Here is a 26,207-nt window from a genome sequence, read left to right as displayed (position 1 = left end):
GGCGGCTGCCGCCCTCCTCGCTGAAGGGGTTGGCGATGAACGCCTCGGCGGTCAGCTCGGGCCGGCCCAGGTAGCCCCGCGCAAGCCCGGCCCCACCGATATAAAGCTCACCGGCAACACCGGTCGGGACCGGCTGCAAGAACTCGTCCAGCACGAACAGTTGCATGTTGTCCAGTGGCCGGCCGATCGGCACCGCCGCGGGGATCTCCGCCTGCGGCTCCATCCGATAGGTGGTGGCAAACGTCGTCGTCTCCGTCGGCCCGTAGCCGTCCACCACCACAAGCCCTGGGCACGCTGCACGCACCCGCCGCACCGCATCCGCCTTCACGGCGTCCCCACCGGTCCACACCTCGCCCAGACCGGCCAGGCACTCCGGATCTTCCTGAGCGAACAGATGGAACAACCCCGCGGTCAGCCACATCGCCGAAATCCCGTGCGTCGCCACCAACTCCCGCAACAGATCCGGCGTCATCGATCCCTGCGGAGCCACCACTGACCGGCCGCCCGATAGCAGCGGCACCCACAGTTCGTAGGTCGAGGCGTCGAACGCCTGTGGCGAGTGCAGTAGCACGCACTCATGGCCCTGTGAGAAACGACTGTCCAGCGCCAGCGCCGCCACATCGGCATGCGTCACGGCCACGCCCTTGGGGCGGCCGGTGGAACCCGACGTGTACATCACGTAGGCCAGGTCGTCGCCGGTTGCGTCCGACGCCGGAGGAGTGTCCGGCCAGTTTCGCAGGTCGGACCAGAAGTCCTCTACGGTCAGCACGTGTGCATCGGACTCGGGCAGCACCTCAGCCACCGCGCGTTGGGCCACCACGATCTGCATCCCGGTATCGGAGACCATGAACGCTAGTCGCTCGGCCGGGTAGGAGGGGTCCAGTGGGACGTAGGCGCCGCCGGCTTTGAGGATCGCCAGCAGGCCGATGACCATTTCCGGGGAGCGCGGGACACACAGTCCGACCAGGCTTCCCCGTCTGACCCCGCGGTCGCGCAACAGGTGAGCCAGCCGGTTCGACCACCGGTCCACATCCGCATAGCTCAACTGGCGGTCATCGAAGGCAACAGCCACACGATCAGGGCACCGACGAACCTGCTCCCCGAACAGCTCATGCAACGACGCCGGATCGAGGGCCGCCGCGTTGCGAGTCCCGTACCCGCGCTCGACGATGTGGCGGTGCTCGGTCTCGTCGACGATCGGAAGTTGCTGAACCCCCTTCCCGGGGGCGGTCAACACCGATTCCAGGAGTACCTGGAAGTGGTCGGCCATGCGCGCGACCGTCTGTTCCCTGAACAGATCAGTGCTGTACTCGAACCCGAAGCGCATGCCTTCGGGGGCGGCTTGGATCATGAGGGTGAGGTCGAATCGGGATACGCCAACGCTCATCCCCTGTTCGACCAGGCTGTACATCCACGGTTTCGGCTGTGCCAGAGCCGACTCGTGCTCCAGGAACGGAAGGCTCTCGTCGGCGAACATCACCTGGAAGACCGGGTTGTAGCCGAGGTTGCGCGTCGGCCGCAGCGCCTCGACGAGCCGTTCGAACGGGATTTCCTGGTGGCTCTGCGCGTCGAAGAGCTGCCTGCGAACTTGGAGCAGCACATCCTCGAAGCTGGGGTTTCCGCGCAGGTCCACACAGATGGCAACCGTGTTGACCAGGAACCCGATCATGGATTCCAGTTCGGCCCGGTTGCGGTCGGCGATCGGCACCCCGATGACGACGACGTCTTGCCCGCTGTACCGCGACAGGAAAACCGCGAAGCTGCTGAGCATGGTGATGTAGTTCGTCACCTGATACTCGCGGCTCAGTTGCGCGACCTGGCGCGTCATGTCGGCGGACAGTTGCCGCCTTAGGAAGTCGCCCTTGAAGCTCTGTGCGTCGGGCCGCGGGAAGTCGGTGGGCAGTGTGAGTAGTTCCGGAGCCTCAGCGAGCTGCGCTTTCCAATAGTCCAGATGGAACGTGAGTCGGTCTTCCTCCAGCCAGTTCTGCTGCCATACCGCATAGTCGGCGTATTGCACCTCCAGCTCCGGCAGGGGGGAGGGCTCTCCTTCGGAGAAGGCCCGGCAGATCTGGAGGAACTCCTGGCCGAAGAGGCCGATCGAGTAGCCGTCGAAGACCGTGTGGTGAGCGCTGAGCGCCAACACCTGCTCGGTCTCCGACAGCGTGACGAGTTGAGCCCGCAGCAGGGGGCCGTTGCCGATGTCGTAGGGCTGGTCCCACCACCGACGGATCTCGTCCTGGGCACGCTGCTCGCGCTCTTCCTCAGGCAGCGTGGACAGGTCGACTGTCGGCAGCGTGACCTGCCAGTCATCGGCGATGACCTGCCAGACCTGACCGTCTTCTTCGCGGAAGGTCGTGCGCAGCGGCTCGTGGCGCCGGATCATCTCCGCCAGCCCGTCCCGCAGGACCGTCGTCTCGATGGACCTCGGAAGGGGGATGAGCCAGTTGACGGTGTAGGAGGTGGTGCCGGGGCTGAGCCGATCGATGAAGAAGAGCCGCTGCTGATCGAAGCTGGCCGGTAGCGAGCGGTCTCGGGAGACTGGGCGGAGTGCGGGCAGTTGCAGTGGCTGCGCCTCTTCCTGGCGCCGCTGTAGCTCACGCGCGACCTCGGCGATCGTCGGAAGGTCGAAGAAGAGGCGCACCGGCACCTCCAGCGAGAACACCTGCCGAATCCGGGTCGCCAGTTGCACGGCCAGCAGCGAGTGCCCGCCGAGTTCGAAGAAGTTGTCGAAGATGCCGATGGGCGCGCGGCCCAGGATCTGTTCCCACACCGAGACGAGCAGCGCCTCGGTGGTGTTGCGCGCGGGGACACATGTGCCCGTCCCAGCGGGGGTGGACGCCTGAGGGAGCAGCAGCGCGCGCCGGTCAAGCTTGCCGCTGGAGGTGACGGGCAATGCGTCGAGCGCGACGAGATCGGACGGCACCATGTAGCCGGGGAGCCGCTCGGCCAGGTAGGTGTGGAGCTGCGGCAGCAGGAGGTGCTGGATTTCGGCTTTGAGGGGCTGGTTGGCGTAGGACGACCAGTCGCGGACCCTACGCTCGACTGCGGAGGGAGTGATGAGCTCCTCTTCATCGGGGCTGGGCTCGACCCCGGCGCGAGTCAGCACAACCGTGTAGCTCCCCTCTGAGGTGTGGCGGCTCCAGTCGATGTCGGCTCGGTAGCCGACTTCCTCGGCGAGCTCCCGAACGTCCTCCGGGGCGACGCCCGTCACCGGTTGCGCCTGCGCACGCCATGCCTCGACCGTCTCCAGGTCGGACTCTTCCTTGAGCCACCGCAGCGTCCGTGTCGCCTCTTCGACGCGCGAATTCGAGACATTGCGCAGTCGGAGCCGCTCGGGCCGGTCGCCGGCCAACGTCTCGCGCAGCGTCGAGAGGGTGAGACGTTCGGCGGTCCAGTCCAGCTCTGGGGTGGCGGATCGGTCCGCCTCACCGCTGGGGGCGCCTCCGACGTGGAGTACCACCTGGTAGCGGAACATCGACATCTCGTTGAGATAGCGGCCACGCTTGGGCCGGACCTCCACCCGGGAGATGGCACCGGTGTCGGCGGCCCAGTCGCGGAAGAACGCCGGATCGAGGGTCAGTTCTTCTTCCTGGCGCACCCGGTGCTGAACCCGCTGCCAGAGCTGCTCGCGCGTCATGGTCTCGGGCGCGCGGGCCGCCTCGACGCTGGCGTGGAAGGCCTCGAGCAGCGGGAGGCTGCGAACGTCTCCGACGATGATCCGTCCCCCGTCGGCAACGCGCGACACCGCCCCTTCGAGGACACGGACCAGGTAGTTGACGTCGGGGAAGTACTGGATGACCGAGTTGATGATGACGGTGTCGACCGGTTCCAGGTCCAGGTCACCGAGAGCGTCAGCCTCTTTCTGGTCCAGGACGACCGACTCTTCGAGCTCGGGGCGGGAGTCAAGGCGGCCACGGATGGACTCAAGGGCCGACGCGGAAAAGTCCGTTCCGTAGTAGCGGTGGCATTCGGGGGCCAAGGGGAAGAGCAGCAGGCCGGTACCGCAGCCGATCTCCAGAACCGTGCGCGGGTGGTAGTCGCGGACCAGGGCGACCGTCTCGTCCTGCCAGGCCCGCATCTCTTCCCGCGGGATGGGCTGGCCGGTGTAGCTACTGTTCCAGCCCGAGAAATCGTGACCGTCCTCGGAGTTCTCGGCCGCATGAGGGTCGAAGGCGTCGTATACCTCACGCCAACGGTCGATGCGCTTGCCCTCCAGCGAGTCGCCCTCGTCTTGGACGGCCGAATAGGCCAGCTGCTGATGCGGCACGACATACGTCACAAGGGACTGGTCGCCTGGCCTGTCCTCCCGCAGGATCGTCGCCGAGTCCTGGACGACGGGATGCTCGCTGAGGACGCCGTCGATCTCACCGAGCTCGACGCGGTAGCCCCGGATCTTGACCTGAGAGTCGTTACGCCCGAGGAACTCCAGATTCCCGTCGGCGCGCCACCGTGACATGTCGCCCGTCTTGTAGATGCGTTCTCCGGGCGCAGCACTGAAGGGAGAGGGGATGTACTTGCTCGCTGTCAGCTGTGGCTCATTGGCGTAGCACAAACTCAGACATGTGCCGCCGATGTAGAGGTCGCCGGGTACGTCGATCGGGCAAGGCCGCAGGCTCTCGTCGAGAACGTAGTAGCGGGCGTTTTGGATGGGCTTTCCGTACGGGATGCTCGACCAGGCGGGGTCCACCGTGTCGACCGGGAAGAAGTTCGACCAGACTGTCGCCTCTGTGGCACCGCCGAGACCGACGACCTGGACGTTCGGGAACGCCGCCTTCATGACATCGGGTGAGTGGAGCGGAATCCAGTCGCCGCTCATGAAGACCAGGCGCACGGAACGCGAGACGATCTCGTGCGCCCCCTCGCTGTCCGTCGGCAAAAAGGGCACGAGCTGCATCAAGGCGGCGGGCGCCGAGTCCCAGAACGTGATGGGCTCGTTCGAGATGTAGCCCAGCAGATTCGCCGGCTCTTGAATGTCCTCGCTGGAGGCCACGCGCAGCGACCCGCCCGCCCCGAGGATGCCGAAAATATCGTAGACGGACAGGTCGAAGGTCAGCGAGGTGACGAACAGGAGACGGTCGTCAGGACCCACCGAGAAAGAATTGTTGACCCATTCGATCAGGTTCACCGCCGGGAAGTGCTCGACCGTGACACCTTTGGGGGTTCCGGTGGAGCCGGATGTGAAGATGATGTAGGCGATGTCTCGCGACGTGCCCTGCAAGGGAAGGTTCTCCCGGGGCATGCTCGCGAGTTCGCTCGACGGGTGAACGGCGTACGGAGACTCGGGCGCGGGGGCCTCGTCGTCAACCGTCGGGTTCACGCACACGACGTGGGCGAGGTCGGGCAGGGGGTCAGTGGCCAACAGTCGCGGCACGAGGGCGTCTTGAGTCAAGACGCAGGGGATGCCCAATGAGTCGATGATCCAGTGCCACCGCTTGACGGGGGCGTTGGAATCCAGGGGGACGTAGGTCGCCCCCGCCTTCAGGATTCCCAGCAGTGTGGGGACCATCTCCGCGCAGCGCTCCATCACGACCGCGACCTGGTCCCCGCGGCCGAGTCCGAGATGCTTCAGAAAGTGCGCGATCTGGTTGGCCCGCTCGTTGACCTCGCGGTAGCTCCAGCGCTCGTCGTGAAAGAGCAGCGCCAAAGCCTCGGGAGCCTTGTCGACTTGCCTCTCGAACAGTTGGTGGATGCACAGTTCCTGCGAGTAGGGCGTCTCCGTGTCGTTCCACTCGTAGACGAGTCGCGAGAACTCGGCGGCCGTGAGGAGCGTCAGTTCCCCGAGGCAAGCCTGTGGTTTCTGCACGAGATCCGTGACGAGCTGGTGGAGGTGCCCGACCAGTCGCTCCACCGTTTCCGCCGCGAAGCGCTGGGTGTCGTAGTGGATCGTGAGCGTGAGGCGTTCCCCGGGAGTCACCACGAGGCTGAGGGGGTAGGCGGGATGGCTCTCTTCCCACCTGCGAACCATCCGGAAAGACTGCGTCTTGGGTTCGACTGCGGGGTCCTCAACCGTCAGGACGGTGTCGAAGAGCGATGCTCCCGAACCGATACCGCTCCACTGTTGAACCAGCAGCAGCGGACTGTACTCGTGCTCCTGGAGCTGGGCGTACTGTCGTTGCAGGCCCCGCATCCATTCCGCCCAGCCCATCGAGGCGGGAGCGCTGACGCGCAGCGGAAGCGTGTTGATGAAAAGTCCCACCATCTCTTCGATGCCGGGCAGGTCAGCGGACCGGCCGGGGGTGGTGACCCCCATGACCACCTCGTCGGTGCCCTGGTAGCGGCTCAGCAGAAAGGCCCAGGCCCCTTGGACCAGCGTGGGCAGTGTCAGATCCTGCTGCTCTCCGGTGGCACGCAACGCGGCGGTCTCCCCTTCGTCCAAGGTGAGGGAGACCTGGTCGTAGGAGACAACCGGCGCGTCTGCGGCGTCTTTGTGGGCGGAAGGTTTGCGCTCCACGGGCAGTGGGATCGCCGGTGAAACGGACTGCAACTCATCGCGCCAGAAAGGTTCGGCCTGACCGAAATCCTGGCGTCCCAACCATTCGACGTACCGCTGAAACGGCGCTTCCGGCTGGTCGTCGACCGGCTGCTGCGCGATCACAGACTCATAGATCTGTTCGACTTCGCGAAGAACCTTCGTCTGGCTCTGCCCATCCATCACTGCGTAGTGCAGGCTCCAGAGAACCTCGCAGCGCGCTTCCGCCAAACGGGCGACGTGGAGTCGCCATAGCGGCGCCTCGTCTAGGGCAAAGCCCTGCTCGCGATCCCGGTGCAGCTGGGCCTGTCGCCGGTCGTCTTGTTCCTCGGCGCTTAGGGAGCTCCAGTCCTCGTACGCGAACGCTACATCGACGCTTTCCCAGACCACCTGTACCGGCTCATCACTCGACTGCTCGCGAAAGCTTGTCCGCAGTGCCGCGTGGCGCGTCGTGACATGCGCCCAGCTCTGTCGAAAAGCCTCGACGTCGAGGTCGTGGGCGACATCGAGCATGACCTGCACGTGGTAGAGCCCGGCTCTCTCCCCATGGCGAGATTGGAAGAGAATCCCCCGCTGAGTGGGCGCCATCGGGTAAGAAGTCTCGACCCGGCTGTCTCTGGAAGAGGCGAGAGGGTTGTCCGCTGGGTCGTGAAGGGTGTTCAAGGCTACAGTCCTCTTAAATCATGAACGATGAGTTGTGCTACCGGTCTTGACCGAGTGCAGCGACGCCCCGTCGAGCGAAGGTCCAAATCCTGGTGTCCCGCTGACGTAGCCGCTCACGTCGGACACGGATTGGACCCGGCAAATGCCTTGTAAACGGTCTACGAGGGAACTCTTCGCACTCCAGCGGCGGGTCCCCGGCGTCTCGACTGAATGAGCCGGGCACCGGTTGTCCAACCAGCAGGTCCCCCGCCCACGCTTCCCATGTCGAGCTCCACGCCGTCCGCAAGTGTCATGGCCAACCTTTCTCCTGCTGCGCCTCAGCTGCGCAGGAAGATAGGTGCCACCAGTCTGATTCGTGCGGATGCGCGTAGAAATGCCCAATTGGTGGGCTGATGGTGTAGTCGATCGGCTACCCCGACTGTCGACGCTGCCCTCTCGTCCGTGACTTGACTCGGCAGCGTCACTTCGATGACGAAAGCCGTTGTTCTTCTCGAAAACCGGTGAGGATAGCGAGGGGCGCTCTTACCGCTGTAATCTCCAGCGCAGGTCTTATGCCCTTCGCGAGGGCGAGTCCGCTGTTGAGGCGGATCGACCGTGGATGACACTGACTATGGCGATGCCATAGGGAAACGCTTGTTGTCAGTCCGGGGAACATCGGCGCAGCCCTGGAGGAAAAGCCGATGAGCTCGGGGAGTGCTTATTGCGCTGCGGGGAAGTCATGGTGTGGCCTGGGATTCGGTCGGCTCTGGCCGGTGCTTACCTGCCTGCGTGCCCCTCGTAGGAGTCGGTCCCAGGCTTGGAACGTGTCCTCGAAGGCGAACTGGTCGGCGACGGCCGCACAAAGCCATAGGGTGATGCGGCTTTTGGGGCAAAGGACGCATCGGCGGCGATTGTCCCGTTAAGCCAACGCGATCCGGTGCTTGGCCTCGAGGCTTGTCACCCACGGGCCGAATGGGAGCTTAACGGCAGGCACCGAAAGGGGAAACGGTGCTTTGGACAACCTCGGCGCCCAACACATCGGTTGATTCGAGCTCCACTTGTGCGACGCGGCCGGACGGTCCCCCGGCTGAGCATGAGGACGCCTTTCAGCAGTAAAGAACCGTATTGGTACCTGTCGATGCGTCGATTCGTAGCTTGCAGTGAACCCGGCACAAGCCATATGGCGCTGGTCCTTGGCTCGCCTGGGAATCAGGGCTCCCTCGTGACGATGCCTGTTTTGGCGTCATCACTCCAAGGTTTTGGTATTACCGAAAATCATCAGTACTGTGATCCTAATCACATTTGTTCCCTAGGTTGTCGATGAAAATTTACTCTCAATCACTTGACTATAAAAAATATAAAAAGTTGCCTCCTGTGGGGTCGAGAAAGGTATCTCCCTATGTCACAAACCAACTCATCACGCAGAGCGACGCTCAGCCGGGATATGGAGACACTGTGTATTGACTCCAGAGGCATGTATGATTTCTCGGCATAAAGGGGTAGGGTCTGCCCGTGGCTGCCGGAGGGAACGGCTGCTCAGGGAGTGCACTGCGATATATTCATATCGCCTCTACCTTGGATGTTCCTTTTGCATGTCGCAGTTTTCCGGAAGGAAAATCTTGCCATTGAAAATTGAAATATTTACCCTGAAAGAAATTGGTGATAGGGGGATTCACGTAAGAAGTGATGTCGTGATTTGAATAATCTTATCATGGGCTAGTGCATGCTTGGAGAGTGCCGTGACTCAGCCTATTTCTTTAACCGAAAAACAATTCAATGCACTGTTGGTGGCGATTAATGTTGACAATGAAGTAATCCTTCAGGGTCTCATTGCAATGTTGAATTCTGCGCCGATTCAGCATGATATCGTGCTGTGGGATTCACCTATCGGTGCGCCTGCGCAAATGGCGGGCAAATGTTCGGATTCGGGGAAGATGACGGACAGGTGTCCAGATGTAGTCATCCTGGCCTGCGACGACGAACGGACGGCGGCGATCGAGCGCCTGGCGCAGCAGGTCTGGGCGATGGGCTCCAAGGTGTTGCTGCTGCTCCCTCGCTGTCACGAGGAGTTGTTCGACACTGTGGCCAAGGTGTCCACGGACGGCTTCCTCATCTTGGACCAGTTGACCACGGAAACACTCAACGACTCGCTACAGAAGGTGTGCAGGGGGGACGTGGTCATCCCGCCGCAGATCGGGGGGCGACTGCTGGCCAAGGCGAGGGCCGGACAGGTTGAACCGACCCCGCCGTTGCCCGACCTGACCCCCAGGGAGAGACAGGCGCTACAGCTACTCGTCGGTGGGCTGAGCAACAAGCAGATCGCTACGCAGTTGCAGATCTCCTCGCACGGCGCGAAACGCCTGGTCGCCAATGTGTTGGCCAAGCTCAACTGCCCGAACCGGACGCTGGCCGTAGCCGTTGCATTGCAGTACAACCTGGTGAAACAGTGCACTGAGGCGGATCACTGACGTTCACCGAACAGATTCGCTGGAAGTCGTGTTTTCGGGGGATTCAACAGGAAGTGCGGTTTCCGACATCGAGCACTATAACGGTAAGCGGAATGATCGACTCGGTTGCACTCAGTATTCGGATGCTTCACTGTGTGGCCGATGTTCGCGTTAGCGTTCCACGCGGCAATTCCGCCGCTTCGTGGCAGGCGAGCTGAGACGAGGACGTGGCCGGCCCTGAGCGTCGGATGCGTGTTCCTTTGCTATGAGATGGATGTGTAGGTCGTCGTGGGTTTCTACAGTCATCGACATCGCGCAACGAGAGCGGCGCGGTGACGGGGAGCGCCACCACGTTTTCTCGGAGGGCGTCTAGCTCGCTCGACGGCCCGAACTCCGACTTCATCACGGTTGTGTGTTGCATACGTGGAAGAATTCGCGCGCGTGGTCACCGCCGAGGGGCGTGTTGATCGGCGACGATTCCCGTTTTGGTCTGACCGAACAGGCGGGGCACGGCTGCGTTCGTCGGGACGGGTGTCGGTTGCTTCGGGGAGTCACCGCGGTACACAGAACGGGCACGCCGCGTGGCCTTCCGCACCGGGGCGTTGTGGCAACAGAGCCGCGAGCTCGCGTATCAGGGGTGTGCCGAGCTCCTCACCCACGAGCCTCAAGGAATCAGGGGAACGGCGCGCACCTCGGGCGGGGGCGATGCCCCCGCCCGGCATCCAGATCGGACCTGGCCCTTCCCCGATCCGCGACCAGGTCGTGCGAGTATCCACGCCTATTGCTCGCTGCCTTGTCAGCGACCGGTCGTTTTCGACGAGTTCGACAACGGTTCCACCACCGCGCGCTCACCCGGGATGGCCCGCTCCCTGACCCGGCTCCCGCTGACGCCGGAGGGCCATTCCCGGAAGCGTCGAAACTGCATCGGCACGCCCTTGGCAACGGACAGATCCGCGCTGTCCATGGCTTGAACGTGCACATGCGGCTGGGTCGAGTTGCCGGAGTTGCCACAGTTCGCGATGTGCTCGCCTTCTACAACTTGCTGGCCGACGGAGACCCGGATGCTGCCGGCTTGGAAATGCACCAGAGCGACGAAAACGTCACTCTCCGCCAGGGAGATGATCACATAGTTTCCCGCGATAGCGTTTACACCCTCCCGAACCCGCGCACCTTGGCTCAAAGCGTACGGGATCAACGCCGGCTGTGACCGGCGCGCTTCATGATCGGGTTCGCCGTCATGCACCGCGACGACGGTTCCGTTCCCGGGAGCCAGAATCGGCCGACCGAAGGCGAAGAACAGTTCTGGCGGCTCGGTGGCCAAGAAGGTCCGCCAGCTACGGCTGCCGGCCGTCCGGTGCTGCCTGTCCACCCCGACGAAGTCGATGGCGTAACGCCCGCCGAACAAGTCGGTGCCATGACTCGGTACCCGTCGAGCTGGGCTGTTCTCGACATGCCACCGTCCCGTGAAGGGCAGCGAGAGTTCGATCCCCCGGTCCCCCGGCTTTTGCGAAGGCGAATCTCCAGCCATGGTTCCAACATAGGTGATCCCCCCGGCCAGGGTCGTGGCCCCGAGTCCGACGCCACGGGCGATAAAGATGCGGCGGGAGGTTTCGCTGTCTTTCGCCTCGTTTGCACCGGCGGCTTTTCCTCCGGCGTCCTCGTCTTTGACGCCTGGGGCGGCGGGAGCCGCGTCTGCGACCTCCGGAGGGGCTCCATTGCTCGGTCCCCGCGGCGAGGAGGCGACACGGTGGGTGAAGCTCTGTCGCAGCAGGGGACGGGCCAGTTCCCCCAAGAGCAAAGCGATGACGAGGTAGGGCAGTAGGTTCAGCCAGATTCGACTCGGCCACTCGAAGGCGCGTACGACCTCGAAAGGCGCATCGGCAGGTCCGACGACCATTGCGCCGAGGGTGATCGCCGCAAGCAGCCACACCAGCGCTGTGCCGGTACGTCGCCACACGTCGCCCGCGCGAGAGGTGTCCTTGACCAGGCGTTTGTATAGATACCAGTGGACGACGCCCACGACGGCAAGGATTAAGGCGGCGTTCAGCAACAAAAGAGTCATGTCAGCGCTTCCCGGGTGTAGGGGCGGCAGGAAAGAGCCGAGAGTCAGCGGCGGGTGGCCCCAGGAACGGTGCGGGGCTCCGTCGTCGCTCTCCGGACCGCTCGCGTCCTGGGCGCACGGGGGCGAAGGTGCCCCAGGAGCCGAGCCGCGACCACATACCTAAAACGGGAAATTGACTGTGGGGTGTAGTCGGGTTCCATGCGGAAGCTGAGGCATACGCGCAGCATCCCATGGCAACTCTGAAACCGTCGACGATTGTTGGAGAGCGGTTGTTTCCGGGATCGTGGGAGTTCACGTGGTGATCCGGCTCCCGAAACCTGCCGTGCCGGCCGCCATATGTGGCGGCGGTACTCGGCCGTCCGCCGCTCGAGTGGGAAAATAGGGGGCCACGGAGTCGGCTTCGTAGACGGCGCCGGCCGGATAGTCCAGCCCTGCTAAGAGCACCGCCGCATCGAGGCGGCCGACCGGGCTTCGGCGTGCCCGCTGGCGGCAGGCGCTCGCTCTCAGGTGGGGAGGGGAATCTCCTCCCCACCCGATCAGCCGTTCATCTGCCCCATGTGCCGGGCGGCGCGCAGGCCGAACACCGTCGCCGGGCCGATGGTCGACCCCGGTCCGGGGTAGGTGCGCCCCATGACCGAGGCGGAGCTGTTGCCCGCTGCGTAGAGGCCCTCGATCGCGGTGGCGTCCTCGCGTAAAGCGCGGGCATCGGCGTCGGTGAGGATGCCGCCCTTGGTGCCGAGGTCGCCCACGACCACCCGGAACGCCGTGAACGGCCCCTTCTCCAGCGGCCCCAGGCACGGGTTGGGGTGCACGGTCGGGTCACCGTAGTAGCGGTCGTAGGCGGAGTTGCCGCGGCCGAAGTCGCCGTCCACGCCCGAACGGGCGAAGCCGTTGAACCGGTCCACGGTGGCCCGTAGCCGGGCCGGCTCTATGTCGAGCTTGGTGGCCAGCTCCTCCAGCGTGGCGGCTTTGGCCATGATGCCCGCTTGGGCCATGGCCTTGGTGAGGCGCGGGTCCATGGCGAAGGTGCGCAGGTAGCGGCGCGCGTGCCGGGCGTCGGCGACGAGCCAGAAAGCGCCGTCCCTGTCGTGTTCGAGCATGTGGTGGCCCAGGTCGACATAGGATTCGGACTCGTTGGCGAAGCGCTCGCCGCAGGCGTCGACGAGGATCGAGTACGGCAGCGCTCGCTCGCCCACGATGAAGGAGGGATCGTGGCCGGGAGGCGCGGCGACCGAGGCGCCCCACCAGGCGTCGTCCATCAGCTCGACCGCGGCGCCGGCGGATTGGGCGATCGCGATGGCCTGCCCGAGGTTGCCCGGGTTGCCGGAGGGGGCACCCTCGATGCCGTGGTACTTCTGGCGCCACTCGGTGTTGTGGTCGAAGCCGCCGGCGGCGAGCATGACACCGCGGGAAGCGCCCACGGTCACGGAACGGCCCGAGCGCATGACCCGGACGCCGACGACACGGCCGTCTTCGACGATAAGCGAACGTAGCGGGGCGTTGAGCCACAGTGGCACCCCGAGCTTGCCCACGACCGCCTTGAGGAACGACGTGGTCAGCGCCGCGCCGATACCCGCGAGCCGCTGGCCGCGCACCACGGAACCGAGCATGCGCAAGGCCACCTCGGCGCCGCGTACAAACCCCGCGGGGGTTGACCAGGAGCGCTGCATGAGCCACACGTCATCGGTCTTGACGGGCATGAGCGCCGAGGTCCGTATTGAGCGCCGCCAGGGGCCGATCGTCTTGGCATCGATCGGCTTGGCCTCGATCGCGCGGCCGATCTTGCCGCCGGGAAGCTCGGGATAGTAGTCGGGGTAGTCCGCCGCGCGGGTGAAGACCATGCCGTACTTCTCGGCGGTGGTGACGAGGTCGGCGACCCCGTCGACGAACGCCTCTTTGCGTTCGCGCGAGGTCGCGCGGCCCGCGTCACCGACCGTGGCCTCCAGGTAGGCCAGCGCCTCGTCACGGGAGTCGCCCACGCCGTCGCGTTTCATGAGCGGGTTGTCGGGCAGCCACAGTCCGCCGCCCGACATGGCGGTGCTACCGCCCCACTTGTCGGTGCTCTCCACCATCAGGACGCTCATGCCTTCATCGGCGGCCCCCATGGCAGTGGCGAAGCCGGCGCCGCCGGTGCCGACCACGACGACGTCATAGGCGTAGTCGAAGGGTGTGTCGGCCTCACGGGGCTCGACGGACTCGATGGATTCCCAGGATTCGGACATCATCCGCACCTCCATCAAACCGGACAAGGTTGTCCGGTTACGTAGAATGCCACTGTGCCTCCTACGAAACGCAAGCGCAACCGGGGTCCCGCGGCGGCAGCCGACAACCGCACCGCGATCCTGGCCACGGCCCGTCGCCTCTTCACCGACCGCGGCTACCACGTCCCTCTCAGCGTGATCGCCCGCGAGGCCGGGGTGGGCCAGGGCGTGCTCTACCGGCACTTCTCGACCCGCCTTGACCTCGCCTTCGCCGTGTTCGAGGACAACTTCGCCGAACTGGAGACCATGGCCGCCGAACCCGACGACGAGGTCTTCGAGCGCCTCTGGCACCGGCTGCTGGAGCTGACGATCCAGGAGAGCGCGTTCGTGGAGATGGTGGTCGAGGCCCGCCATAGCGTCACCGACTACGAGGGTGCCAAGCGGCTGCGCGCGCTGGTCGAGGCCCCCTTGCGCCGCGCCCGCGACGCCGACCTCGTCGCCCCCGAGCTGACCCCCGACGATGTCCTCCTGGCCCAGCGCATGGCCTACGGCGCCGCCGTAACCGCCTCCGAGTCCGGCGCCGTTCGGGAGGCGGTGGAGCGGGTGCTGCGGCCGTTCCTCTTTTCAAGAAACGCCGGAAGGCAGCACTGAACCCACTCGACTCACCCACCTCGCCGTGCCGGTGGCACAAACCGCGGGAACCGGCCGCGGAGCGCCCCCAGGCGTCGACCCTCTCGCGCCCCGCGGCGCAGCGTCTTGCCCCGGATCTGATGCCGGCGCCCCCCACGAAACCGCGCTGAAGCCGGCCGTCGCCCGCTCCCCGAGACGCGCCGGAGTGTCGCCGTTCCACATCCGTGGCGCCGCTGCCGCCGCGAGCCTCAACCGGTACGGCCCGCTCCCGGCGGACAACCGTGGCTCCCAGAGCAGGGCAGACCGGTATGGTCGTGCACGTATCCCTGGGATGTGCGCGCCGCCTGCCCCTCACCGACTGCACCGCGGACAGCGCCGCCGGCCCGCCCCCTCATCGGCGACAACGGCCGACACGCTGTGCTCCCGTGGTAGCGCCGCGCCGGGCGGTCGGCGCGCCGCCTCCCCCCGTTTCTCAACCGCTCCGCCGTATCTCACCCAAGGGGAACGCTCATGGCTACCGTGCATGGATCGACCGTGGACATCCACACCGAGGACGGCACCGCCGACGCCTACCTCGCCTATCTTGACGACGGCGCCGCCCACCCCGGCGTCCTGATGTACATGGACGCCTTCGGCCTGCGCCCCCAACTGGAGCGGGTGGCCTCCCGCCTAGCCAGCGCGGGGTACACGGTGCTGGTCCCCAACGTCTTCTACCGCCACGGACGCTCCCCGGTGGTGGAGTTGCCCGACTTCATCGACCCTGGCCAGCGGCCAGAGATCTTCCAGAAGGTCGGCCCGCTCATGCAGGCGCTCACCCCCGAACAGGTGATACGCGACGCCGGCGCCTACCTGCGCCACCTGGCCGACATCCCCCAGACGGCCGAGGGACCGGTCGGCGTCACCGGCTACTGCATGGGCGTCGCCTTGGGGCTGCGCACAGCAGGCACCTACCCGGACCGCGTGGCCGCCATGGCCGGCTTCCACGGCGCCAACCTGGCCACCGATGCCTCCGACAGCCCGCACCTGCTCGCCGAGCACATCACCGCTGAACTGTACTTCGGCCACGCCGACCAGGACGCCGCCCTGCCCCCGGAGCAGATCGACCGTCTCAACAAGGCCCTCACCGCCGCAGGTGTCACCTACCGGGCCGAGGTCTACACCGGTGCGCACCACGGCTACACCCAGGCCGACACCGCCAACCACGACCCCGAAGCCACCGAACGCCACTGGAGTGCGCTGCTGGAGCTGTTCAACCGCGCTCTCTGACCCGGGCGGGGCCAGGTCCCTCGTTCACGGCAGGGCGTCCTAGCCCAGCGCCTCGACGCCCGTGAGCCGCAGTTCCTCGACGTCGAGTCGGGTCTGCCGCCGTCGGGCGACCGAGCCGTCGATCCTGCCCTGCGCACGAGGACCTCGCGCTTGCGGTTGAGAACGGCCAGCCGCAAGCGCGTGTCCTCCTCGTTGCGCGTCAACGGCGCGTACTCCCGCTCCTGTACCGTGCCCCTCGTCGGCACCGGCCTCGGGCGCGACGGCGGCGCCGAGCATGACCGTGGTTTCGAGCCCTCCCACGCGGGCCTCCCCCGATCAGACCCCAGTCGCGCGGCATGAACCGCAGCGTCGTCTCCAGCACATCCGGCCCGGTGACGGCGCCGACCGGTCCCGGCCCGTAACGGTCGTACTTCTCGTGGTAGGCGGCGTCGACATCACCACGCACCGCCGGGTCGGCGACTTTGAACGCGACGTCTCGCTCGATGCCGCTCCGCGTTGATCCGGCCGGCGCCGGCGGTCTTGGCACGGCGGAACCAGCCGCTGTCCACCCCGTAGGCGGAGCGGATATAGATCGCCTCGCCCGAGCGCACGTCCCAGATCGTGGGGTAGGGCCGCAGCGTCCCGTCGGGGCGCTCGGAAGCGACGCGCAACTCACGGTCCGCACCGATGCGGCGCAGCTCATCCTCGGTCCACACGCTCATGCTTCCCTCCCCTGCCTCTCTTTTCTTTCACCGACACAACCAGAACACCAGCGGGGTACGGGTCAGCGCCGCCGGGCGGAGGCCGTCAGCTCGGCGGCGCCGTAGCTGTTGTCGGCGGGGTTGATCGTTGTGCCGGGCGCGACGAGCGCGTCGATACGGTCGAGCACCTCGGTCGAAAGCGTGCGGTCGGCCGCGGGCAACTGGGATTCGAGCTGTTCCATCGTGCGCGGGCCGATGATCGCCGAGGTGACGGCGGGGTGGTTGATGACGAAGGCGATCGCCAGCTCGATGAGGCTCATCCCGGCCTCGTCGGCGAGCTGCGCCAGCGACTCCACGACCTCCAGCTTGCGCTGGTTCTCCGGCAAGGACATGTCGAACCGGTCGACGAGGCGCTGCCGCGCGGGCGAGACCGGCGTCGGCGTGTCGTGACCCTTGCGCCACCGTCCCGACAGCCAACCGCCCGCGAGCGGGCTGTAGGTGAGAGTGCCCATCCCGTGCCTGCGCGCCGTGGGCAGCACGTCCTCCTCGATGCCGCGCACCAGGATGGAGTAGGGCGGCTGCTCGGTGACGAACCGCTGTAGCCGGCGGTCCCTCGCCGCCCACTGCGCCTCGACGATCTGGCTGGCGGAGTAGGACGACGACCCGATGTAGCGCACCTTGCCCTGGTGCACCAGATCCGAGAGCGCACCGAGCGTCTCCTCGACGTCGGTGTCGGGGCTGGGCCGGTGGACCTGGTACAGGTCGATGTAGTCGGTCTTGAGGCGACGCAGCGAGTTCTCCACCTCGCGCATGATCCACCGGCGCGACCCGCCGCGCTCGTTGGGTGCCTCGCTCATCGGGATGAAGAACTTCGTCGCGAGGATGACGTCGTCGCGCCGTCCCCCGGCGAGCGCCTCACCCACGATCTCCTCGGACTCGCCGGCGGAGTAGACGTCGGCGGTGTCGACGAAGTTGATCCCCGCATCCAGCGCATGGTGGATGATGCGGGTCGACTCCTTCCGGTCCTGGTTCCCCCAGGCGCCGAACATCATCGCTCCCAGGCACAGGGGGCTGACCGATACGCCTGTCCTGCCCAAGAGGCGGTAGTCCATGGTGCGCGGTTCCTCTCTCTGACTGTCCTCGGGTGCGCGGCTCGTCCGCGCACCCGGTACTCGGTCGGCGGCCGGCACCGACGCCTCCCCGCGGCTCAGCACCACTCGTGTCCGCCGTGCCTGCGCCATGAGGCATCGCGTGACGCAGGCGCGAGCGCCGATTCGCCCGCCGGTTCGCCCGCCGGCGGACACGCTTGGCGATCAGGGCCGGACGAGCACCTTGAGTGCGGTCCGTTCGTCCATGGTCCGGTAGCCCTCCGGCGTCTCTTCCAGGCTGACGGTGCTGTCGAAGACCCGGCCCGGCTCGACTGTGCCGTCGAGGATGGCGGGCAGCAGGGTCTCCATGTAGGCCCGCGCCGGAGCAGGGCCGCCGGTCAGTGTCACGTTGGGTCCGAAGAGGCTGGTGAACCCGATGGGCGCCTCCTCGTATTGCGGGACGCCGACCCGGCTGATCACGCCGCCGGGGCGCACGATGCCGACCGCCTGTTCGTAGGCCGGCATGTGGCCGACCGCTTCGAGCACGATCGGGCTGCCGTGTCCGCCGGTGAGCTCACGCACCGCGGCGATGCCCGCCTCGCCGCGCTCGGCGACGACGTCGGTGGCGCCGAACTCGCGCCCTAGGTCGGTACGCTCCTTGTGGCGGCCCATCAGCACGATCCGCTCCGCCCCGAGCCGACGCGCCGACAGCACCGCGAGCAGGCCGACCGCGCCGTCGCCGACGACCGCGACCGTGCTGCCCGCCGTCACGCCGCCCTTGAGCGCGGCGTGGTGGCCGGTGCTGTAGACGTCGGACAGTGTCAGCAGCGAGGGCAGCAGGTCGGAGTCCTCGCTGACCGGAGCTTTGACCAGGGTGCCGTCGGCGAAGGGAACCCGGACCGCCTCGGCTTGGGCGCCGCCGATCCCGCCGGCCCCCCAGAAGCCGCCGTGCAGGCAGGACGTCTGCAACCCTTCGCGGCAGAACGCGCAGGTGCCGTCGGACCAGGCGAACGGCGCGATCACCACATCGCCCGGCGCCAGGGTCGACACGTCGGCGCCGACCTCCTCGACCACGCCGACGAACTCGTGGCCCATCGGAACACCCTCCGAGACGGTGGGCATCGAGTGGAACGGGTGCAGGTCGCTGCCGCAGACACAGGCCCGCACCACGCGGACCAGGGCGTCACTGGGTAGTTGGATGCTCGGATCGGCGACGTCGACGACACGGACGTCGCCGGCGCCGTACATGTAGGTAGCTCGCATGGTGCCCAGTCAACCGGGCCGGCGCGGGCGGGGGGAGAGTCTGGCGTTCGGGGTACTGGCATTGCCTCCCTCGCGCTCGGCAGGCCGCCTAGCCTGGAAGCTATGAGCCAGGTCGACCACCGCGCCGAGGTCCGCGAGTTCCTCAGCTCGCGGCGGGCGCGCATCACGCCCGATCAGGCCGGGCTGCCCGCCTACGGCGGCAACCGCCGCGTCAAGGGGCTGCGTCGCGAGGAGGTCGCGATGCTCGCCGGCGTCTCCATCGACTACTACGTCCGGATGGAACGCGGGAACCTCTCCGGCGCCTCCGAGAGTGTGCTCGACGCGCTGGCCCGCGCGTTGCAGCTGGACGAGGCCGAGCGTGACCACCTCTTCGACCTCGCCCGGGCCGCGGGCGCGGATCGCCGTCGTCCGCGGCATGCGCCGCCGACCAGCGTGCGCCCCGGCGTCCAACAGGTCCTCGACGCCATCGGCGACGCACCGGCGTGGGTGCGCAACGGCCGCCACGACATCGTGGCCATGAACCGTCTGGCCCGCGCCCTCTACAGTCCCGTCCTGGCCGACCCGCGCCGCCCCGCGAACACGACGCGGTTCGTCTACCTCGATCCGGCGGCCCGCGAGTTCTTCGTCGACTGGGAGCGCATCGCCACCGACGCCGCCGCGATGTTGCGGCTGGAGGCGGGCCGTAACCCGCACGACCCGGACCTGATCGCGCTGGTCGGTGAGCTGTCGACCCAAAGCGAGGTCTTCCGGCAGCGCTGGGCCGCTCACGACGTGCGGTTCCACCGCAACGGCCAGAAGCGATTGCGTCACCCGGTCGTGGGCCAGCTCGACCTGAGCTTCGAGTCCATGGAACTGCCCTCCGAACCGGGTCTGGCCCTCAACGTCTACACCGCACCGGCGGACAGCCCCGCCGCCGACGGCCTCAAGATGCTCGCCAGTTGGGCCGCCACCCAGGATCTGGCCGAAGAATCGACGGCGGCCACCGAGTAGACCTGACACCGTGGCGGGTTTTAGGGCCGTGCCGCGCCGCCCGAAAGGCACGGATCTCTCGTCGGGGCGCTGTAGCACATTCGCGAAACGGGCGACGTCGGCCCGGTCGGCCGTCTCGCTCGTCGCGGGTCCTGTCAGGCGAGGTAGTCCTCGTCGGTGACGTGTTCCAGCCAGGTGGTGGTCGCGGCCGGGTCATCGGCGTGGTCAAGCATCGCCAGGTGTTCCATGAACGAGTCGGCGGAGGCGCCGTGCCAGTGTTCCTCACCGGGCGGGCAGTAGAGGGTCTGCCCGGGGTGGGCCTCGACCTTCGCGCCGCCCCGCGACTGCACCCAGGCGACGCCCTGGGTGATGTGCAGGGTCTGCCCGCGGGCGTGCGAGTGCCAGGCGGTGCGGGCGCCGGGCGCGAAGCGCACCTTGGCAACGACCATCCGCTGGCCGTCCTCGCGCGGGAACGCGATCGGGTCCAGCCAGACGTCGCCGGTGAACTGCTCGGGCGGGTTCTTGGTGGTCGGGGTACGGGGGTCGATCTGCACCGGGTACTCCTTTTTCTTCGTGTCGGACTCTGCCGCGGACGGCTCACTTCCGACGCTACGGGGGAGCCGCCGCCGTAGGGAGGTTCTGACAGTCCCCGTGTCGCCAAGTCCCCCGATGGGCGAGCGCGCAGCGACGCGGCTGCGGCCCGGCGGCCGGCGTAGGCCGCCGCCTGCGGCGGGCGCGTCGGAGACCCCCGGTCGGCCGCATCCCCTGGTACTTCCTGGTGCCCGCCTTCGTGCTACTGGTCCCCAGCGGCCAGGGCAGGTTCACGCCTTCACCGACTGGGACGGCCTCAGCCTCGAGTGGCCCTTCGTCGGCCTGGCCAACTTCCGTGAACTGCTCGGCGACGCCGCCGCCCGGGGGCCGTGGTGCACACGATCACCATGGCCCTCGCGGTCACCGTCGTGCAGAACGCGGTCAGCCCCCGGAACCGGCAGGCCACGGTACTCAACCAGCCGGCGACGGTCCCGCTGGACTCCGTTCCCGCCGCCGGCCTTACGATCATGGCGCCGCCGCGGTGCGTTCGCCTCCCCAGGACGTCAGGTCCGCCAGGAGCGTGCTGCCGGCCCGGACCCAGGCGGGCAAGCTGTCGAAGTCGTGCTTCTCGGTCCGCCACTGACCCGACTCCAGGGTGAGCTGCTCCCCGGTGAGCAGGTGGGTCCAGGTTCCCGCGGGCAGGTAGTACTGCACCGTTCCGGACTCCGACAGCACCGGCGCCACCAGCAGGTCGGGACCGAGCATGTACTGGCGGTCCAGGTGGGCACAGGTCGGATCGTCGGGGAAGGCGAGCACCATGGGCCGCATCACCGGTACGCCCTCCTCGTGGGCGGTGCGGCCGGCCCGCACCAGATAAGGCGTCAGCTCCTGCTTGAGCCGGATGAACCGGCGTGCGACCTCGGTCGCGCTCTGGCCCGGGGCGTGGCCATCGGTGTCGAACACCCACGGCACCCGGTAGCTGCCCGAACCGTGCAGCCGGGAGTGGCTGGACAGCAGGCCGAAGGCCAGCCACCGCTTGAAGACGGCCGGGTCCGGCTCCCCCTCGAAACCGCCGATGTCGTGGCTCCAAAACCCAAAGCCCGACAGCGACAGCGACAGACCGCCGCGTAGGCTCTCGGCCATCGACGCGAACGAAGAGGAGTTGTCCCCGCCCCAGTGCACCGGCATCCGCTGGCCGCCGACCGTGGCCGAGCGGGCGAACAGCACCGCCTCACCGGGGCCGTTGACCTCCTCCAACACCTCGAAGACGGCCTCGTTGTAAAGCTGGGTGTACCAGTTGTGCATCGTGACCGGGTCGGAGCCGTCATGCCAGACCACGTCGGTGGGGACGCGCTCGCCGAAGTCGGTCTTGATCGCGTCCACGCCCTGGTGCAGCAGGCCGCGCACCTTGTCCTGGAACCAGGCCCGGGCACCGGGGTGGGTGAAGTCGACCAGCCCCATACCCGACTGCCACATATCCCACTGCCATACGCTGCCGTCGGGGCGACGCACCAGGTAGCCGGCTTCGGCCGCCTCCTCGAAGAGCCGGGACCGCCCGGCGATGTAGGGGTTGATCCATGCGCTCACCCGAAGGCCGCGGTCGCGCAGCCGCGACAGCATGCCCTCCGGGTCCGGGAACATCCGCGGGTCCCACTCGAAGTCGGTCCAGTGGAACTCCCGCATCCAGAAACAGTCGAAGTGGAACACGCTGAGCGGCAGGTCGCGGGCCTCCATCTCCTCGATGAAGGAGGTGACCGTCTCCTCGTCGTAGTCGGTGGTGAACGACGTGGACAGCCAGGTGCCGTACGACCACTCCGGAACCAGGGCGGGCCTGCCGACCAGGGCGGTGTAGCGCCGCAGCACCTCGGCCGGCGTCGGCCCGGCGAAGACCAGGTACTCCAGGCTCTCGCCCGGCACCGAGAACTGGACCTCCTGCACCGACTCGGAGCCGACCTCGAAGGAGACGTGCCCGGGGTGGTTGACCAGAACCCCATAGCCCGCGTTCGTCAGGTAGAACGGCACGTTCTTGTAGGCCTGCTCGCTGGAGGTGCCGCCGTCAGCGTTCCAGATGTCGACGCTCTGTCCGTTCTTGGTCAGCGGGCCGAAGCGTTCCCCCAGCCCGTAGACGAGCTCGCCGACGCCCAGCGACAGCCGCCCCAGCAGGTAGCTGCCCGGCTGCGCCAGCCCCGTGTCGCTGACGCCGGTCACTCCGGCCGGTTCGGCCGCCACGTTCGCGTCCGGTTCCAGCGACACGTGCCCGATGGACTTCGCGCCGCCGCTCGTCAGCGCTTGGCCGAACGCCTCGAAGTCGAGCTGCCAGCCTTCCCCGGTACCGACGCGGGCCACCAAGGGACCGGAGGTCAGGCTCGCGCCGTCGCCGCAGACCTCGGCGACACCGTGTCCGGCCTCGGCGCCGACCAGGTCGAAGCCATGCGGGCCGGCGGTGCGGTCGCGGTGCCGCTGCGCCCGGACCCGGATCACGCCTTCAGCCGGACTGGAGAGGGTGACGGTCAGCAGGGTGCGGTTGAGCGTGTCGCCGCGGTGCGCGATCACCTTGGTCGGGGCCTCGATCACGAGCTGTTCGCCCGTCTCGGAGGTCGCCGGAATGCGCTCCACGGAGTGGGCCTGCTGGGCGTACTGTGCGCGCACCCCCGGCCGTAGCAGCCAGTACCCGTCAGTGAACTTCATCGGTCCCCGTCTCTCGTCGGTTCCGCGGCGATGTGCACCGCGCTCGCGTTTTCCCGTACCACGGCCGCACCCAGCGGCGGGACCCGTACCGGTGCGGCCGAGGGGTCGGCGTCGTGCACCAGCTCCAGCTCGCCGCCGGTGATCCGCAGCGGGACCTGCCCGTGGTTCAGTACGAACAGGTAGGTGTGCTCCCGGCCGCGGCGCCGTACGGCCTCCACGTGCTCGGGCAGTCCGGCCACGGTGGGTGCCACGCCCGCCTGCGCGCAGACGTCTGCGAACAGGCGGCGCAGTCCCTCCCCGTCGAGGCCGGTCGAGACGTACCACGCTTGCCCGGCACCGACCGGGTGCCTGGTGACCGCGGGGCCGCCGTCCAGCGGGCCGCCGGCATAGCGCAGCACGGCTTCGGCGCCGTGCAGCTCGACGGTCTCGCTCCACTGCGTCCCGCGGGTACCGTCGTCGAGGTCGACCCATTCATCCTGGCCGAGTGGGCGCAGCTCGGTCGTGCGGATGCCGAGCAGGTCGCGCAACGCCCCCGGATAGCCGCCGCCGATCACGTGCAGATCCTCGTCGGTCATCCCGCTGAAGTAGCGCACCACGACGGTGCCGCCCGACTCGGTGAACTCGCGCCAGCGCGCGGCCAGGTCGGCCGAGACGGGCATCATCGCCGGGACGACCAGGACGCGGTAGCCGGACAGGTCGGCGTCGGTGGAGACGAAGTCGGTCGGGATGCCGCAGCGCCACAGCGCGGCGTGGGCGCGGCGTACCGCGTCGGGAAAGCTCAGTCGGGGCGAGGGTAGGCCGGGGCTTTGCAGCGCCCACCACCCGTCGGCCTGCCACAGCACCGCCACCTCGGCTGCCACGACGGGGCCTTCGGCGGGCGGGTCGGCGACCTCGGCCAAGCGGCGCAGGGTCGCCCCGAGCTCCACCACGCTGTCGAAGCGCTTCGAATTAGGGCCGACGTGTGGAACCATGCCGCCGTGCCATGCCTCCGAGCCGGCGGCTGAGGCCCGCCACTGGAAGAACAGCGCCCCCTGGGAACCGCGCGCCAGGTAGGACAGGGTGTTGCGCAGCACCCGGTGGGGCGGCTTCGGGGCGTACCGGTCGGCGAGCGCGACGTGGGTGGTGCCCTGCTCCATCAGCAGCCACGGCTGTCCATCTGCCCAGGAGCGGGCGAGGTCTCCGGCGTAGGCGACGTGGATCTCGCCGGTGTCGTCGACGCTGTCGAGGTAGTGGTCGATGGAGACGGTGTCGAGGTGCGGGCGCCATGACCAGTGGTCGAGGTGGTTCCAGTCCGGCAGCATGAAGTTGGTGGTCGCCGGCGCCTGCGAACCGGCGGCCCGGATCTCGGCGAGCTGTTCGACGTAGGCGTCGCGGAACTCGTCGGCCATGAACCGGCGAAAGTCCAGCGCCTGGGTCGGATTGTGCAGGTACTGGGTCTGGCGGGGTGGGAAGATCTCCGCCCAGTCGCCGTAGCGTTGGGACCAGAACGCGGTGTACCAGCGCCGGTTCAGCTCCGCCAGCGAGCCGTACCGCCGTTGCAGCCAGCGCCGGAACGCCGCCGCGGCGTGCTCGGAGTAGTCGAGACTGCCGTACTCGTTGTGGATGTGCCACCCGCGCAGCGCCGGATGGGTGCCGTAGCGCTCGGCGAGCGCGCGGGCGATACGGCGGCACGCCTCCCGGTAGGCGGGGGCGCTGATCGCGTAGGTGTCCCGACTACCGTGAGTGTGCCGGCTACCGTCGGGCTGGACCGGGAGCGCGTCGGGATGGCGCAGCGAGAACCACGGCGGCGGAGAGGCGGTCGGGGTGGCCAGGATGACGCCGATCCCACCCTCATGTAGGCGCTCGATGACCTCGTCCAACCAGGCGAAGTCGTAGTGCCCTTCCGCCGGTTCCAGCCATGACCACGCGAACACGCCGACGGTCGCAGTGTTGACGCCGGCCCGCTGCATCAGCCCTACGTCTTCGACCTGTGTCGCCTTGTCCCACTGCTCGGGGTTGTAGTCGCCGCCGAACAGGAAACGGTCCGGGGGAGTGAGACCGTGGGCGGTGCCGTGGCCGCGGCGCTCGATGCCGGATTGGGTCATGCAGTGCTCTCCTCAATGCGGGCGTGGGGGATGCGGGGCGGTGCCGGCTACGTGGGGGTGGCGGGAGGCCCGGCGGTGCCGGGGGGTCGACGTACGGAGCCGTGATCGACGTAGAAGGGGGAAAGTAACTCCAGACGGGGTTCGACGTCGCCGTCGATCATCGCCAACAGGAGTTCGGTCGCCCGCTCGCAGCTCCGCTCGGCAACCAGGGGAACGGCGTCGATCGCTGGGGAGAACCGCGCGGTGTCGAAGGTTTGGGCCACCGAGATCAGCGAGACGTCGTCTGGCACCGTGCGCCCCAGGTCGGCCAGTGCCTCCAGAGCGGCCGTGTGTGCCTCCTCGTGGGCGTGCAACACGAGCGCCGTCGGCGGCTCCCGCACCGACAGCAGTTCGGTGACGGTGCGTCGTGCGGTTCGGTAGTCGACCTCGGGGGTGACGGTGTCGACGGCGACGCCGAGACGGCCGGCCTCCTCGGTGAGGCCGGTGCGCAGCCGGGGCGGGAAGTTCGACGCCTCGGGACGGTAGCTGGCGGCCGGGTGGCCGATGAAGCCGATCCGACGGTGCCCGGCTTGCGCAAGCCGCTGGACCGCCATCCGCCCGGCCGCGACGAAGTCCAGGTCCACACAGACCAGGCCCGCGGTATCGGCGGGCACACCCACCACGACGCTGGGCACCTTGAGGGTCCGGGCCAGCTCCACCCGCTCGTCGTGGGTGAGCACGTCGAGGATGACGATCCCGTCCACGGTCCCCCCGGAGGTGACGCGCCGCAGGCCGCCCGCGGCCTCCTCTTGGGTCAGGAGCAGGATGTCGTAGTCGTAGCGGCGGGCCGCCTTGGCGGCTGCGAGTACGAACGCCATGTGGTTGGAGGTGAAGGTGTCGGCGCGCAGCGGCTCGGTGACGGCCAGGATCGACGTGCGCCCGCTGGCGAAGGCCCGGGCGCGGGCGTTGGTCTTGTAGTCGAGCTTCTCGGCGGCCCGTTGGATGCGCCGCCGAGTGGCGGGAGCCACCGACCCTTTACCGTTCAGCGCGTAGGAGGCCGTGCTGATCGAGACTCCGGCGACGCGGGCCACGTCATGGATCGTTGTCATGGGTGGGGCCCTCCGGTGGGTCTGTCGCGGTCGATCGGCTGCCGCAGAGGTCCGGGCTAGCCCAATCCTCGATCGAAGCGTTTCACAGGATACTAGAGA

Annotated in this window: 16 protein-coding genes; 4 read left to right on the top strand and 12 right to left on the bottom strand. The window is 67.5% G+C overall.

Annotation, left to right across the window (positions count from 1 at the left end):
• Nucleotides 1-7,057 (bottom strand): amino acid adenylation domain-containing protein (locus tag ABD848_RS22200; RefSeq protein WP_344976118.1); only part of this gene is annotated, 7,057 nt, incomplete at its 3' end.
• A 1,988-nt stretch (nt 7,058-9,045) separates the two neighbouring features.
• On the opposite strand from ABD848_RS22200, the gene ABD848_RS22195 reads away from it, so the two are divergent.
• On the top strand, nt 9,046-9,579 hold the full coding sequence (locus ABD848_RS22195; RefSeq protein WP_344976115.1) for a LuxR C-terminal-related transcriptional regulator: 534 nt from the start codon (nt 9,046-9,048) through the stop codon (nt 9,577-9,579).
• A gap of 775 nt (nt 9,580-10,354) precedes the next feature.
• Here ABD848_RS22195 and ABD848_RS22190 read toward each other — a convergent pair.
• Both ABD848_RS22190 and ABD848_RS22185 read right to left on the bottom strand, forming a co-directional pair.
• Nucleotides 10,355-11,620, bottom strand: coding sequence for a M23 family metallopeptidase (locus ABD848_RS22190; RefSeq protein WP_344976113.1), 1,266 nt, complete (start codon nt 11,618-11,620; stop codon nt 10,355-10,357).
• A 536-nt stretch (nt 11,621-12,156) separates the two neighbouring features.
• Nucleotides 12,157-13,842 carry an FAD-binding protein gene (locus ABD848_RS22185; protein WP_344976111.1) on the bottom strand — a complete coding sequence of 562 codons (1,686 nt, stop codon included), beginning with the start codon at nt 13,840-13,842 and terminating at the stop codon, nt 12,157-12,159.
• A 54-nt stretch (nt 13,843-13,896) separates the two neighbouring features.
• Between ABD848_RS22185 and ABD848_RS22180 the strand changes: the two genes are divergently transcribed.
• Complete coding sequence (locus ABD848_RS22180; RefSeq protein ID WP_344976109.1) at nt 13,897-14,472, top strand: TetR/AcrR family transcriptional regulator; 576 nt, start codon at nt 13,897-13,899, stop codon at nt 14,470-14,472.
• A 489-nt stretch (nt 14,473-14,961) separates the two neighbouring features.
• Nucleotides 14,962-15,717 carry a dienelactone hydrolase family protein gene (locus tag ABD848_RS22175; RefSeq protein WP_344976106.1) on the top strand — a complete coding sequence of 252 codons (756 nt, stop codon included), beginning with the start codon at nt 14,962-14,964 and terminating at the stop codon, nt 15,715-15,717.
• Nucleotides 15,718-15,756: 39 nt separating this feature from the next.
• On the opposite strand, the gene ABD848_RS22170 is transcribed toward ABD848_RS22175, so the two are convergent.
• From ABD848_RS22170 to ABD848_RS22155, 5 genes are all read right to left on the bottom strand, one after another.
• Nucleotides 15,757-16,017 carry a hypothetical protein gene (locus ABD848_RS22170; RefSeq protein WP_344976103.1) on the bottom strand — a complete coding sequence of 87 codons (261 nt, stop codon included), beginning with the start codon at nt 16,015-16,017 and terminating at the stop codon, nt 15,757-15,759.
• On the bottom strand, nt 15,917-16,162 hold the full coding sequence (locus ABD848_RS25135; RefSeq protein WP_425567652.1) for a hypothetical protein: 246 nt from the start codon (nt 16,160-16,162) through the stop codon (nt 15,917-15,919). Before ABD848_RS25135 ends, ABD848_RS22170 begins: the two co-directional genes overlap by 101 nt.
• Nucleotides 16,152-16,418: a DUF2255 family protein gene (locus ABD848_RS22165; protein ID WP_344976100.1), complete on the bottom strand. Its 267-nt coding sequence runs from the start codon at nt 16,416-16,418 to the stop codon at nt 16,152-16,154. Before ABD848_RS22165 ends, ABD848_RS25135 begins: the two co-directional genes overlap by 11 nt.
• 62 nt (nt 16,419-16,480) lie before the next feature.
• Nucleotides 16,481-17,509 carry an aldo/keto reductase gene (locus tag ABD848_RS22160; RefSeq protein WP_344976098.1) on the bottom strand — a complete coding sequence of 343 codons (1,029 nt, stop codon included), beginning with the start codon at nt 17,507-17,509 and terminating at the stop codon, nt 16,481-16,483.
• A gap of 201 nt (nt 17,510-17,710) precedes the next feature.
• Complete coding sequence (locus tag ABD848_RS22155) at nt 17,711-18,748, bottom strand: alcohol dehydrogenase catalytic domain-containing protein (RefSeq protein ID WP_344976095.1); 1,038 nt, start codon at nt 18,746-18,748, stop codon at nt 17,711-17,713.
• A 102-nt stretch (nt 18,749-18,850) separates the two neighbouring features.
• On the opposite strand from ABD848_RS22155, the gene ABD848_RS22150 reads away from it, so the two are divergent.
• On the top strand, nt 18,851-19,738 hold the full coding sequence (locus ABD848_RS22150; RefSeq protein WP_344976092.1) for a helix-turn-helix transcriptional regulator: 888 nt from the start codon (nt 18,851-18,853) through the stop codon (nt 19,736-19,738).
• 134 nt (nt 19,739-19,872) lie between these two features.
• Here the strand turns inward: ABD848_RS22150 and ABD848_RS22145 are convergent, their stop codons facing one another.
• From ABD848_RS22145 to ABD848_RS22130, 4 genes are all read right to left on the bottom strand, one after another.
• The gene (locus ABD848_RS22145) at nt 19,873-20,271 is read right to left on the bottom strand and encodes a (R)-mandelonitrile lyase (RefSeq protein ID WP_344976089.1); all 399 of its coding nucleotides are present in this window, start codon (nt 20,269-20,271) and stop codon (nt 19,873-19,875) included.
• A gap of 502 nt (nt 20,272-20,773) precedes the next feature.
• Entirely contained in the window at nt 20,774-22,936 is a 2,163-nt protein-coding gene (yicI, locus tag ABD848_RS22140; RefSeq protein WP_344976085.1) for an alpha-xylosidase, read from the bottom strand.
• Nucleotides 22,933-25,020 (bottom strand): beta-galactosidase, encoded by a 2,088-nt coding sequence (locus ABD848_RS22135; protein ID WP_344976082.1) that lies wholly within the window; start codon nt 25,018-25,020, stop codon nt 22,933-22,935. Before ABD848_RS22135 ends, yicI begins: the two co-directional genes overlap by 4 nt.
• A 47-nt stretch (nt 25,021-25,067) precedes the next feature.
• Entirely contained in the window at nt 25,068-26,108 is a 1,041-nt protein-coding gene (locus tag ABD848_RS22130) for a LacI family DNA-binding transcriptional regulator (RefSeq protein WP_344976079.1), read from the bottom strand.
• Nucleotides 26,109-26,207 lie beyond the last annotated feature (99 nt).

It is taken from the genome of Salinactinospora qingdaonensis (assembly GCF_039539445.1).
GTDB lineage: Bacteria > Actinomycetota > Actinomycetes > Streptosporangiales > Streptosporangiaceae > Salinactinospora > Salinactinospora qingdaonensis.
Note: the sequence above shows the minus strand (reverse complement) of the source record. Positions and strands in the feature narration are given on the sequence as shown.

Bases quoted from the DNA above. Each gene is read 5' to 3' on its own strand.
- ABD848_RS22195 (WP_344976115.1), top strand. From the start codon at position 9,046: ATGACGGACAGGTGTCCAGATGTAGTCATCCTGGCCTGCGACGACGAA.
- ABD848_RS22190 (WP_344976113.1), bottom strand. From the start codon at position 11,620: ATGACTCTTTTGTTGCTGAACGCCGCCTTAATCCTTGCCGTCGTGGGC.
- ABD848_RS22185 (WP_344976111.1), bottom strand. From the start codon at position 13,842: ATGTCCGAATCCTGGGAATCCATCGAGTCCGTCGAGCCCCGTGAGGCC.
- ABD848_RS22175 (WP_344976106.1), top strand. From the start codon at position 14,962: ATGGCTACCGTGCATGGATCGACCGTGGACATCCACACCGAGGACGGC.
- ABD848_RS22165 (WP_344976100.1), bottom strand. From the start codon at position 16,418: ATGAGCGTGTGGACCGAGGATGAGCTGCGCCGCATCGGTGCGGACCGT.
- ABD848_RS22160 (WP_344976098.1), bottom strand. From the start codon at position 17,509: ATGGACTACCGCCTCTTGGGCAGGACAGGCGTATCGGTCAGCCCCCTG.
- ABD848_RS22155 (WP_344976095.1), bottom strand. From the start codon at position 18,748: ATGCGAGCTACCTACATGTACGGCGCCGGCGACGTCCGTGTCGTCGAC.
- ABD848_RS22150 (WP_344976092.1), top strand. From the start codon at position 18,851: ATGAGCCAGGTCGACCACCGCGCCGAGGTCCGCGAGTTCCTCAGCTCG.
- yicI (WP_344976085.1), bottom strand. From the start codon at position 22,936: ATGAAGTTCACTGACGGGTACTGGCTGCTACGGCCGGGGGTGCGCGCA.
- ABD848_RS22135 (WP_344976082.1), bottom strand. From the start codon at position 25,020: ATGACCCAATCCGGCATCGAGCGCCGCGGCCACGGCACCGCCCACGGT.
- ABD848_RS22130 (WP_344976079.1), bottom strand. From the start codon at position 26,108: ATGACAACGATCCATGACGTGGCCCGCGTCGCCGGAGTCTCGATCAGC.